This is a genomic window from Nitrospirota bacterium (assembly GCA_020846775.1).
GTDB lineage: Bacteria > Nitrospirota > 9FT-COMBO-42-15 > HDB-SIOI813 > HDB-SIOI813 > RBG-16-43-11.
In genome coordinates this window covers 238,049-250,795 of sequence record JADLDG010000023.1, presented here as the reverse complement: position 1 = coordinate 250,795, position 12,747 = coordinate 238,049, and the positions used below count along the sequence as shown (strand labels likewise).

The window sequence follows — 12,747 nt, the reverse complement described above, 5'->3', positions numbered from 1 at the left end:
AATAAACACTTTGCTTTAATCAACAAGGTATTCACTCTTCTTTATACGTCCCCATCTTTTTGAATTTCTCATATCGCATAGCAGCGAGTTTATCTCCTGGAATGGTCTCGATCTCCTTCAGGGCCTTTAACATTGACTCTTTCAAATTTTCAGCTGCAATAAATGCATCCCTGTGCGCGCCGCCAAGCGGCTCTTTTACGATAATATCTATGACCCCGAGTTTTTTTAGGTTCTGTGCCGTCAATTTAAGTGTCTCCGCTGCTTCCATTGCACGAGTTCCGTCACCCCACAGGATTGCTGCACAACCTTCCGGTGATATGACAGAGTAAATTGCATGTTCGAGCATCATAATTCGGTCTCCTACACCGATCGCGAGTGCGCCTCCACTGCCTCCTTCTCCAATTACAGATACAATAATAGGCACCTTCAGACGGCACATTTCAAACAGATTTCTTGCAATAGCCTCTGCCTGCCCACGTTCCTCAGCCCCTATACCAGGATAGGCCCCAGGTGTATCAATAAATGTAATAATAGGTTTATGGAACTTCTCAGCGAGGCGCATCAGCCGAAGCGCCTTTCTGTAACCTTCAGGGTTAGGCATGCCGAAATTCCTGTAGATCTTGTCCCGCGTCCCTGTTCCTTTCTGATGTCCAATTACAACTACTGGCCTTTGCCCAAGGTTACCAATTCCGCCGATTATTGCAGGGTCATTTGCGAAACGTCGGTCTCCATGAAGTTCAATAAAATCACTGATAAATGCATTGATATAATCTGAAGTAGTGGGGCGGGACGGGTGTCTTGCTACCTGAGTCTTCTGCCATGGGGTAAGGTTTGCATATAATCTCTCCAGCAGAGATTGCGATCGTTTTGTAAGCTTGTCAATCTCTGCATGCACGCGAGGATCATCCCCCTTGACATAGCTTCGAAGTTTTTCAATCTTCTCTTCTATCTCAACTAAAGGTTTTTCAAATTCAAGCAGTTCTCTGAGCATGTTAGTTGAAGGAGACTGTATCCTTTCCAAACCTTTTTTCTATCGTTTTCACAAAATCATATGATGGATTAATGCTTAAACCCTCATCAACAGCAACTACATATTCCTTTTGATTCGATATCAGGTGAAGATAGACAGGGCAACGTCCAATGTGGGACATAAGAATCTCTTTCAAACCCTTTAAGTCATCAGAAGTCAGGCCTACCGAATGAAGGCTGATATCAACCTGACTCGTAACCCTTTCAGCTATATCTTCAAGGTCAGATATCCGTGTCGTCTTCAGTTTAACACCCGAATCTGTCTTGTTCACTGTACCGGCTGCCAGCACCGGTCTGTCCTCTGTAAGCATTGATGATGATGAGCGGAATAGTTCCGGAAATATAATTAATTCCACCCCCCCCTCCATATCTTCTAATCTTACATATGCCATTTTGTCACCCTTCCTCGTAAGGGTAGTACGAATTTCTGTTATGATACCACAAATAGTGACATCTTTTCCATCATCTGTGTTTGCCAGGTCTTTTGAAGAAAACGATGAAAACCTCCTTATCTTTGATTCAAATCTTGCAAGCGGATGACCTGTAATATAAAAACCTACGGTGTCTTTCTCATTTTTAAGGAGGATATGCTCTTCCCATTCGGGTATATCAGGCAAAAGCTCGCCGGTAGGACTGTTTCCCTTAGCCTCAAGGGCCTCAAAGATACTGACCTGATTTTTCTCTCTCTGACGGGCGCCGCCTATTGCCATAGCTTTATCGAGGACGTCAAGGAGCTGAGACCGCCTGGCGCCTGTAGTATCAAATGCACCGCTCTTGATCAGCGATTCTATAGCCCTTTTGTTTACTTTTCTAAGGTCAACCCGTTTGCAAAAGTCAAATATAGAGCTATACCTGCCGCCTTCATTTCTTGTTTTAATAACAGATTCTATAGCGGATTCACCTATGTTCTTTATAGCGACCAGGCCAAATCTTATTGCCTTGCCTGATACTGTAAAATCCATAGCGCTCTCATTAACATCAGGGGGGAGTATTGATATTCCCATATCCTTGCACTCACGTATCCCTGCGGTTACCTTGTCCATCTTCCCCATCTCGCATGTCAGCATCGCGGCCATATAATCAACAGGGTAATGGGCCTTCAGATATGCAGTTTGGTAAGTTATGAGGGCATAGGCAGCACTGTGAGATTTATTGAAACCATATCCGGCAAAATATTCTATAAGATCAAATATTTTCTCTGCTTTTTTTTCTGATGTACCGTTCTTTTTCGCGCCTTCAACAAACCTGGATTTCAAATTTGCCATGGTCTCAGGGTCTTTCTTACCCATGGCCCTTCTGAGCAGATCTGCCTCTCCGAGGCTGAATCCTGCAAGTACATTGGCAATCTTCATCGCCTGTTCCTGATAGACAATTACACCCTGGGTCTCTTTAAGGATGTCCTTTAATTCCGGTGTTTCATATTTAACAGGGATGAGGCCCCTGCATCTCTTGATGTAATCATCAACCATACCGCTCCCAAGGGGTCCAGGCCGGTAGAGTGCAAGGATTGCTACAAGGTCTTCAAAGTGGTCCGGTTTTATCTTGACAAGGATATCCCGCATACCGGAACTTTCAAGCTGGAAGATGCCGGCAGTATTTCCGGAAGAAAGCAGTTCATAAGTAGCCTTGTCGTCAAGCGGTACTGCAGAGATCTCTAACTTATCCCCTCCACCTGTTGATTGATGTATCAGTTTAACTGACCGGTCTATGACTGTGAGTGTCTTAAGTCCGAGAAAATCAAACTTCACAAGGCCGACCTTCTCAACATCTTCCATAGAGAACTGTGTTACCACTTCCCCGTTGGTGCCGCGGGAGAGGGGGACATATTCTGTGAGTGGCTCTTTTGATATTACTATACCTGCTGCATGTGTTGACGCATGTCTTGTCAGGCCCTCAAGTGCAGTTGCATACTCAATCAGTTCTTTAATCCTTAAGTCTGTATTGATTAACTCTTTTAACTTGGGTTCTGATTTGAGTGAGTCTTCGATAGTTACATTAGCTCCTTCAGGGATCAGTTTTGCTACCCTGTCCACTTCAGCGTATGGTATGTCAAGGCTGCGTCCTACATCTCTAATAGCCGCGCGGGCAGCCATTGTCCCGAATGTAATGATCTGTGCGACATGGTCAATTCCATATTTATTCGTAACATATTGGATTACCTGATCCCTCCCGTCCATACAGAAGTCTATGTCAATGTCAGGCATGCTTATTCTCTCAGGATTGAGGAAACGCTCAAAGAGGAGGCCGTGTGCAAGCGGGTTGATATCCGTTATCCTGAGACAATATGCTGCCAGACTTCCAGCGGCAGAACCCCTTCCAGGTCCGACCGGTATGTGATTTGCCTTTGCAAAGTTTATGAAATCCCAGACGATCAGGAAGTAACCGGAATATCCCATTGATGTTATTACCTTGAGTTCCTGACTTAGACGTGTCTCATAGGTGTCTCTTGGTATATCAGCACAATCCTTCTGCCGGAGCCTCTCTGACAGACCTTTAGTCACAAGCTCTCCAAGATAGTCCTCCTTTGAATAACCTTCCGGAACGTTATATTCAGGCAGGTAGAACTTGCCGAGTTCAAGTTCTACATTGCACCGCTCCGCAATCAATTTTGTGTTTAATATTGCCTCAGGTATCTCTGCAAATGCCTTATGCATCTCATCAGGCGACTTCATATAGAACTCGTCAGTTGAGAATTTCAGTCTGTTTGGATTATTAATATTGGCCCCGGTCTGTATGCATAGAAGTATGTCATGTGCTTTAGAATCTTCTTTTTTCAGATAGTGGCAGTCTCCTGTTGCAACAACCTGAACATCAAGTTTCTTTGATAGCGAAATAAGCTCTTTGTTTACCTTAACCTGCTCCTCAATCCCGTTGTCCTGTATCTCAAAGTAAAAGTTATCTTTGCCGACTATTTCTATATACTCGCCTGCAGCCTTCAGGGCTTCATTTGAATTACCTTCCCGAATCCTGTATGGAATTTCACCCTTGAGGCATGAAGTGAGTATTATCAGTCCCTCGCTATGCCTCGCAAGCAGCTCCTTATCTATTCTGGGTCTGTAGTAAAACCCGTCAAGATGAGCGCTGCTTACGAGTTTCAGGAGGTTTTTATATCCTGTCAGGCTTGATGCAAGAAGAATAATGTGAAATGACGCATTCGTAATCCCGTATGAATCTTTCTTGTCAAGTCGGCTCTTTGGTGCGATATAACCTTCACATCCTATAATAGGCTTTATCCCTTTTTTTACGGCGGTACGGTAAAATTCAATAGCGCCATACATATTCCCATGGTCAGTTATGGCAAGGGCAGGCATCCTGTATTTATCTGCTGCATCAACAATAGCTTCAATCCTGTTGGCGCCATCAAGGAGACTGTATTTCGTATGCAGATGTAAATGAACAAAATCAGAGTGGTGCATATTTGCCCCTAAATAAACCCCGTCTATATATTGTGATAAGTGCGGATAGCTATGGTAAACAGCCTCAAATTGCGAGGCTTATTATGCTGCATATTTTAGGCTTATTGGGTGTTATTGTCAATTATTCTCATGGGACACATCTGGCTATGTAGTGACGGGTATGGTTCAGAAAAGTAACGACGAACGTTGGCGTCCTGTTAGCTTACTTTAAAGATGTTGCGGATAATGTATCCCCACATCAGAATATATGCCATGTTCCGAGTTGCCCTTTTAATGGCTTCTACTGTATTAGCTGCTTTTGTCTCATATCTTGCCTAAGGTAGGCTCATAGACATCGAATATATCTTAAACTGGGAGGAATTAAAGCCTCAGAATGTGGCAGGAGGAGACAGTATAGTTTACCCCTCCCGACAGAAAGGCTCGTACCGACCAGCTAATCCGCGATTGTTTGACGTGCCGTGTAGCCAATACCTTCTGAATTGAGGATGAACCCGTGCAGGCGGCGTTTGATTTCATCAATCTATGGTCAAAATTGTTTATTGGGTTTCGGCTTGTATTGCTCGTACAGGCTATCCGGTATCAGTTTCAGCTCACGCGAGAAACGATTATTCATTGATTTGTACTGGTTGAATTCTGCGATCAGCTCATCTTTTTTCCCATCATCCTGTATCGGCTCAAGATCCATGAATTTTCCGATTGAGAACAAGGTATCCTCGTTAAGGAAATACATCCCTGAAATATAGTCAATCAGATTGTTTATTGTATGTTTTAGAGGGTAGCTGTGGATATTCCTGAAAGAAGGATCTGTATCCAGCCCGGAGCCAACCCAGGAAACGGTAGATGGTGTGTCCAGGTTGTAGTTCTTCTTCAGGAAGGCCAGGAGTGAAGGTGTAATGTCGAGATGAGATGAGATTGACTCGATGTGTGCTGAACGCTTGAGCATTGGTGAGTATATGATCAAGGGAACATGGAAACGATCAATCTTGGTAGACAATGGTATCTCGGGCAGGCGGTGATCTCCTGTAATGATAAACAGGGTATTCCCATATGCCGGAAGTTTGGCATATTCCTCAAAAAAGAATCTCAATGCATCATCCGTGTGCATTATTGTTGAATATATCTCTTTGTAGGTGCGATGGCGTTCTTTTTGTGTCTCGTCAAAGCCTAATTCGTCCATTCGCTTTTCAAATAGCCTGATGTATTTTCCCTGATCCGGTACTGAATATGGCGTATGCATGCTGATAGTTTGCAGGAATGATATGTATGGCTGCCGTGAATCCCGTTGATCCATTTCAATCGCTTTACGCATAAGGTCCCTGTCTGGATAACCCCAGCTATTGTTCGGGCTTTTCACATAATCATGACTGTAGTCGTCATCACCAATAAGAACATCTACTCCCTGCTGTTTTAGAAAATAACGCTGATTATCAAAATCCAGGTCACTGCCTGAATAATACTTGCTGCGATATCCATTGTGTTTCAGGATGCTGATTAGAGATAAATGCCCTGGCATGTGTTCTTTAAGTTCATTAAACCCCTGCTGGGCAAAGGGCAGCGAGGCAAGTATAGACGGAAGTGAGGCAAACGTTCGTCCCTGCGAGGCCAGAAAATTTTCCCAGTACAGACTCCTGCCAGCAAGCTCATCAAGAAAAGGTGTAAAACTCCCCAGATAGGCATTCGGTCCACTGAAGGCCTTGCCAAGTCCTTCCACCAGAATAATAACAATGTTAGGAGGCTGGCCGGTATTCACATTGAAGAATTCACCCAAAACGTCCGGAGTTTCATCGGTTCTTAAAAAAGGATATTCCGGACTGACATACTTAAATTCAGGACTGTATCCAGGATTCCCTCCATTGCGAGGGATCATGGCATGGACCATGTCGCTGGATGAACGGGTAAAATAGGTATAAGATTTCAAGGTAAAAAAAGTCATTTTGTTCACGGCCAGATTATAAGAAAATTCCGATTTAAACGACGTGGAGGAAGGTAATGCAGGCACCGTGAATAACATGACGGTGCCTGTACCCAATATGAACAATGCATAAGATGGTTTCAAACCTTTGCGTGGATATAAAAAAAACTGGGAAATCAAGAACAGGGATAGCGGTATGATGAACAGGAAGATTGATAATAGGTCCATTGTTGTGCTGCCTTTAAGGGTAATTTCTATATCTTTCATGGCATAGCCGAAGAGGTCAGCGGCCATGGGTACTCCTGCAGTGGCAAAATATTTTACAAGCGCGGCATAAAGGATAATACCAAGCGATCCTCCGGCGACATATGTCATGTAACCGGGCTTCATGGTTCCGGATATAAGGTATATCATGAGGAACGGGATGAACAGAAAGGGGAGCATTTTTAGAAACGAGATTATATCGAACAACAATGCCTGACCAATTACATTCCAGAAATCGAGCGGAATATTATTTGTCATGGATATGTACAGGATTTCCATTACACGCACTGCCAGGAATGCTATCAGAAAGGCGGTTGAAAGGTTTATAAACTGTACAGCGCAGTTTTTGAACTTATCGGAAAGTGAGTGATGTTGTTTTTCATACAATACATTGTTCATGCTAAGGTATTATACAACATTTGTATGCCATTGGAACTGAAGGCATCATAACCATCGGGTGAAGATGCCAATGGAGAAACTCCTCTCAACATAGGAATCCTTGTCATCGTCATAGCCGGCTGATAATTTAATACCCCAGCGCGGATGAAAATACTTCTGGAAAGCCGCTCCAATGGACCGGCTCTTTGTTGTTTCGACGATCCTGGTCCCCCTTATGAATTCTCCACCCCTGCTGAAACCGCCATTTATTTCCATATAATCATCTCCGTTGCCGGCATAGTAATATCGGGCTAAGGCGCGGTGGGATATTCCCAGTCTTGCAGTGGAAGGGACAAATAGTGTCCTCCAGCGAAGGTACCAGTTGCCTGTGTATTTCCCGAGGCCGGCGCCGTAGAGATCAACGCTGTTGCCGTCGAAATTAAGGTGGTCATAACTGCCGGCAAGTTCCCATCCCTTTCCAACCCCCTGAAAAATCTCCATTCGGTAGGAATAGTCAGGGTAGTGGTCAGGATCCAATGCATACTGATACCGAAGATTAGCATATGCCCGGCGCCAGTAATCAACGTATGCATCCAGAGCTAAGGCGTCGGCGTTGTGATCGAACCGTTCGGCACTTAGATATTCCAATCCCAGAGAGGCATTTTCCCAATAGTGCCGCAGTGTGACACTGTAATCGTTCCACTGGCCTCGGTTTGGCGAGAAGTCGCTGAGACCATAGGACAGACTCAGCGCCCATTTGTATTGATCAGGTTCTCCTTTAACTTCAGGATTTTTATCAAATATGACATCTGAGTCGTACAGCCCGGGATTTACTTCAAGATCTGCGAGGCGATACTGTGCGGCAGGTTCACGATATTCCGGATTCGCTGACGGGGTATTATCAGTCATAACAGCGGCAAGACCCAATACCAGAAGAATCATAATACTATTGACCTATCCTTATAATTTTCATTATCTGTGCCAGCACTCGATTATTCGTGGTACAGTAGCAACATAATAGTTACCTGTCAATTTAGATTTCGGTTTAAGTCTTACATATCCTGAGTTGTTAACCTGCAGACTGAATTGAATCTTAGTTTATAATTATTCAATTTTACCGATTAAAGGTATTAAATGTTTCCTATGGATTTAGATAAAATTATCATTATTTCAATTATATCAGTTACCGCACTGATCGCATGCCTTTTTATAGCAGTAAATATCAGGAGACTAGTTAAGTATCTGTCTTATAGAAAGCTTGATATTGCGAGAGAAAATTATGAAGTGATGTTTCGACAATTTCTCCAACAACAAGCCTGTATTGACTATAACTCTTTTAATGTAAAAAAGAATTCCACTGAATGGAAGGCAATAGAAGATGTCCTGTTTCATGCTATCACTGATAAACGGGCGACAGAAGAGGTGGTTACACAGATATTTGATCGTCTTGGTTATGTCGAGACTTATATAGAAGATCTCGTCAAGGGGAAAAAACACAGACGGGCACTGGCTGCAGACAAGCTTGGCAGACTTAAGGCTCCTCAGGCAACAGAATATCTTATCGGAGCCCTGAATGATCATGAGAGGGATGTAAGGACAGTTGCAGCAAGGTCTCTGGGTAAAATCAGGGACCTTAGGGCTGTTGAACCATTGATAGACAAATTGGTGTTATCAGCTCAAGACCCGCAGCTATTGCCCCTGAGGGTAGTGAAGACATCTATAACGAATTTCTATGAAAATGCTTTTCCTTTTTTAATACCCATACTTAAACACAGCTCCTGGAGGGTCAGGGGACAAGCAGCAGATATCATCGGTGAAATTTCTGATTCATCTACTGTCAGACATCTTCTTCCTATGCTTGGAGATACAGAGCCGGATGTAAGGATCAAGGCTGTCAAGGCCCTTGGAAAGATTAAGCGCTCAGATGCATTCCAGCCTATGGCCCGCATGATAGATGATCCGTCCTGGATTGTAAGACTACAGGTTGCAAAGACACTGGGTAATGTCGGGGGGAGTCAGGCCGTGCCCCACCTTGTTGAACTTCTGTCTGATCTATACTGGCAGGTCCGGGAGGCAGCCGTAAAGACAATCAGCTCACTCGGCAGCATAGCTAATCCTGAACTGCTAAAGGCGCTCTTATTGTTGAAAGACAGATATGCAAGGGAACAGGTAATTGAAGTATTGCTGACGACAGAGATTCTTAATAATCAGTTTGACATGTTATGTTCTGCTGATTTGAAGGATCGTGAGACAGCTTCGCTATTGCTGGTTGCTGCAGGGAATTGCGGGGCGTGGGATATTATTGCAAAGGCCGTCAGGGAGCACAAGAACCCAAGGGTAAGAAGGATGTTAGTACATGTAATTAAGCTTATTGTTAATGATGATGCAGAAAATATACTCCGGATGGTTTCAGAGAATGATAGTGACAGGGATGTGCGGGAAGCAGCATGCTCTGCCATAGAAAATGCTTCTTTATGCTTGTAAAGTTATTATAGCGAGGTTTTTAATGCCTTCACTGGCTTCATTCATAATAGGGTTTAATCATTTTATCCTGGCATATTACACTACCGTAAACCTGTTGTATACAGTACTAATGGTAATTGCCGCTGTAGTTACTACCAGACACATTTACAGGATTGAATATGGTGGTTACAAAGACATATTCAACTCATCGCAGACCCCCCCTGTCTCGATAATTGTCCCTGCACATAATGAAGCCCAGTCAATAGTGGAGAACGTCAAGGCCTTACTTGCGCTAAACTATCCATCATTTGAGGTAATTGTCATCAATGATGGTTCAAATGACGACACACTTGAACATCTGTCAAGGAGTTTTTCTCTTCGTTCAGTTAATCAGATTTACAGACCTGTCATAAAGACTAATATCATTAAAGACTTTTATGTCAGCTCGATACACCCTAACCTGACCGTAATCAATAAACCTAAAAGTGGTAAGTCAGATTCCCTGAACGTTGGGGTTAATGTTGCCAGATATCCATACTTTTGTTGCATAGATGCTGATACCCTTATAGAAAAGGATGCCTTCCTGAGGTTGGTGAGACCTATAATCGAAAGCAAAGAGCCTGTCGTAGCCTGCGGGGGGATATTAAGGATCGCGAATGGATGCACTGTCCGGAATGGAGAGGTTACAAAGATCGCACTTCCCGGCGACCTCCTGTCGCGGCTCCAGATCATTGAGTATCTGAGGGCCTTTTTGTTTGGCAGGGCAGGGTGGAGTGCGATAAACAGCCTGATGCTTATTTCAGGGGCCTTTTCTTTGTTTCATAAAAGAAGTGTTCAGCAAATTGGCGGATTCAGCAGTAAGACGGTATCAGAGGATATGGAGATGGTGGTAAGGCTTCACCGGTTTATGAGAAAGAGCAGGAAACCATACAGAGTAGTATTCATATCTGATCCTGTAGGGTGGACGGAGGTACCATCAACACTTAAGATGTTGAAAAAGCAGAGGATCCGTTGGCATAGGGGACTTGTAGAGTCTCTGCTCATGAATATATCTATGTTATTTAATCCCAGATACGGCAGGATTGGCCTGTTTGCCATGCCATATCAGGTCTTGATTGAAGTATTTTCTCCGCTTATAGAGATTATAGGATATCTGGTAGTTGTTTTGTCTTTTGTAATAGGTATTATAAGCTGGAGATTCTTCATACTTTTTCTGTTATTAGCCATTGTGTACAGCATATTCCTGTCTGCAGGGGCGGTATTACTTGAAGAGATAACATACAAAAGATATCCCAGGTGGGGTGATATGCTTCGACTTATCTCGTTATCTATTGTAGAAAACCTTGGATACAGACAGATTAACTCATGGTGGCGCGCGAGGGCATTGTTACATGTGCTTGTAAAACCGAGCAGGTGGGAGGCTGTTAAGAAAAAGGGGTTTAAGAAAGAAGCGGAAATAGTCAACTCTGAGATGTATTAAATACTATTATTTTTAAATCAGTCATCTCCTCAATAGCGTACCTCGGCCCCTCCCTTCCGATTCCGCTTTGCTTTACTCCGCCGTAAGGCATCGCATCAACACGGTACATTGATGTGTCATTTATCATTACACCGCCGACCTGAAGTTCCCTGGCTGCTTTTAAAGCAAGGTTTACGTCTGACGTGAAGATACCGGCCTGAAGTCCAAAATCAGAATCGTTAACAATATTAATGGCATCTTCTATTTCTGCATATTCCTGTATGCTCACTATAGGTGCAAAAACTTCATAGCAGACAACTTTCATCTCCCGGCTCACATCTTTCAGTACGGCAGGTTTCAGCATGTTCCCATTCCTCTCCCCGCCTGCAAGCAGATTTGCCCCCTTGGACACTGCCTCATTAATCCATTCATGGGCCTTAATTGCCGAGTCCTCAGTTATCATAGGTCCCACGTCTGTATCCTCATTCAATGGATCTCCAAGCCTGAGGGCCTCAACGGCAGGGATAAATTTGCTGATAAATTCTTCAGATATATCCCTGTGCAACAATATCCTCTGCAGTGATATGCAGACCTGTCCGGCATAGGCAAACGCTGATCGTACGCATAGATTTACGGCCTTGTCAATATCACAGTCTTTATGAACGATAACTGCCGAATTTGAACCAAGTTCCAGGATTGAACGTCTCAGTCCCGTGACCTCACGCAGGCGTTTTCCAACCGAAGGGCTCCCGGTAAATGTGTAAAGGGCAAATCTGGGATCTGCGAGAAGCCACTCACCAACCGGATTGCCAGGACCAAATATGATATTAAGATAACCGGGGGGAAGGCCTGCCTCCATCATTATCCTGCCCAGATTGATTGCAGTTATGGGTGTAAGCTCTGCTGGTTTAAGCACAACGGTATTCCCGGCTGCGACAGCAGGTGCTACCTTATGGGCTACGAGGTTCAGAGGAAAATTAAATGGAGAGATAGCGCAGATAGGGCCTACCGGTACCCTGATAGTAAACGCCAGCCGGTTCTCAGAGCCTTTTGCAGCGTCAACAGGAATGCCTTCACCATGTATCCGTTTCGCCTCTTCTGCAGAAATGAGGAAAGTCTGGACAGCCCGGCTAACTTCAGCCCTCGCATCTCGTATAGGTTTACCAGACTCCAGGGCAAGCGTCCTGGCAATGTCTTCTGTCTGCTCTTTTAACAGTTCCGATGTCTTAAAAAGGATCTCATATCGTTCATGTGGTGAGAGCCTTGTTTTTTTAAATGCAGAATCTGCTGCTGCTATTGCATTTTCCACATCATCCTTGCCGGCTTGAGGGATATTTCCTATTATCGTACCATCATAAGGAGACTTAACATTAATAAGCCTTGCTGAGGACCCTTCTTTAGCAGGGAATTTCCATTCACCATTAATAAGCATTCCCAAATCAAATATCATTTGAGTCTCTCTATGCTGAACCTTGTGATGCAGCCTCTAAATAGCTTAAAAGAATTGAATGTCTTGAATTATCGAAGGTCAGAAATGCTATCCCGATTACAAAATTATTATGGAATTTCTTAGTCCATACAACTTTGCCTGGAATTATTTCAGTTATTTCTTCATTCCCATTAGTCTGCAGGAAACTTATCTTTATATCAAGTTCCCTTCCCACTGTCAGAAGGGAAGGGGAATAGATACCAAGCCCCCCCTTGCTGATACTGCTTATCAATGCCTTCATTACTTCATCCGAGTCCGAAAAGGTAATTTCAGCCATTGAAGCAATGCCATAGCGCGGGGATTGACGTTGATCGTTCATGAAGATTAAACTACTTCT

At 43.8% G+C, this 12,747-nt stretch carries 8 protein-coding genes; 2 read left to right on the top strand and 6 right to left on the bottom strand.

Annotation, left to right across the window (positions count from 1 at the left end; translation table 11 throughout):
* Nucleotides 1-31 precede the first annotated feature (31 nt).
* From IT392_03845 to IT392_03830, 4 genes are all read right to left on the bottom strand, one after another.
* Entirely contained in the window at nucleotides 32-991 is a 960-nt protein-coding gene (locus tag IT392_03845; GenBank protein MCC6543619.1) for an acetyl-CoA carboxylase carboxyltransferase subunit alpha, read from the bottom strand.
* A gap of 1 nt (nucleotide 992) precedes the next feature.
* Nucleotides 993-4,445, bottom strand: a complete 3,453-nt coding sequence (locus IT392_03840; GenBank protein ID MCC6543618.1) for a DNA polymerase III subunit alpha — start codon at nucleotides 4,443-4,445, stop codon at nucleotides 993-995.
* Nucleotides 4,446-4,971: 526 nt separating this feature from the next.
* On the bottom strand, nucleotides 4,972-7,020 hold the full coding sequence (locus tag IT392_03835; protein MCC6543617.1) for a sulfatase-like hydrolase/transferase: 2,049 nt from the start codon (nucleotides 7,018-7,020) through the stop codon (nucleotides 4,972-4,974).
* 45 nt (nucleotides 7,021-7,065) lie between these two features.
* The gene (locus IT392_03830) at nucleotides 7,066-7,941 is read right to left on the bottom strand and encodes a YaiO family outer membrane beta-barrel protein (protein ID MCC6543616.1); all 876 of its coding nucleotides are present in this window, start codon (nucleotides 7,939-7,941) and stop codon (nucleotides 7,066-7,068) included.
* Between the two features lie 201 nt (nucleotides 7,942-8,142).
* Here IT392_03830 and IT392_03825 point away from each other — a divergent pair, with 201 nt between their 5' ends.
* Nucleotides 8,143-9,483 carry a HEAT repeat domain-containing protein gene (locus tag IT392_03825; protein MCC6543615.1) on the top strand — a complete coding sequence of 447 codons (1,341 nt, stop codon included), beginning with the start codon at nucleotides 8,143-8,145 and terminating at the stop codon, nucleotides 9,481-9,483.
* A gap of 22 nt (nucleotides 9,484-9,505) precedes the next feature.
* Nucleotides 9,506-10,942 (top strand): glycosyltransferase family 2 protein, encoded by a 1,437-nt coding sequence (locus IT392_03820; GenBank protein ID MCC6543614.1) that lies wholly within the window; start codon nucleotides 9,506-9,508, stop codon nucleotides 10,940-10,942.
* On the opposite strand, the gene IT392_03815 is transcribed toward IT392_03820, so the two are convergent.
* Nucleotides 10,923-12,371: an aldehyde dehydrogenase family protein gene (locus IT392_03815; GenBank protein ID MCC6543613.1), complete on the bottom strand. Its 1,449-nt coding sequence runs from the start codon at nucleotides 12,369-12,371 to the stop codon at nucleotides 10,923-10,925. The genes IT392_03820 and IT392_03815 overlap by 20 nt on opposite strands.
* A gap of 10 nt (nucleotides 12,372-12,381) precedes the next feature.
* The gene (locus IT392_03810) at nucleotides 12,382-12,729 is read right to left on the bottom strand and encodes a PilZ domain-containing protein (protein MCC6543612.1); all 348 of its coding nucleotides are present in this window, start codon (nucleotides 12,727-12,729) and stop codon (nucleotides 12,382-12,384) included.
* Nucleotides 12,730-12,747: the final 18 nt, after the last annotated feature.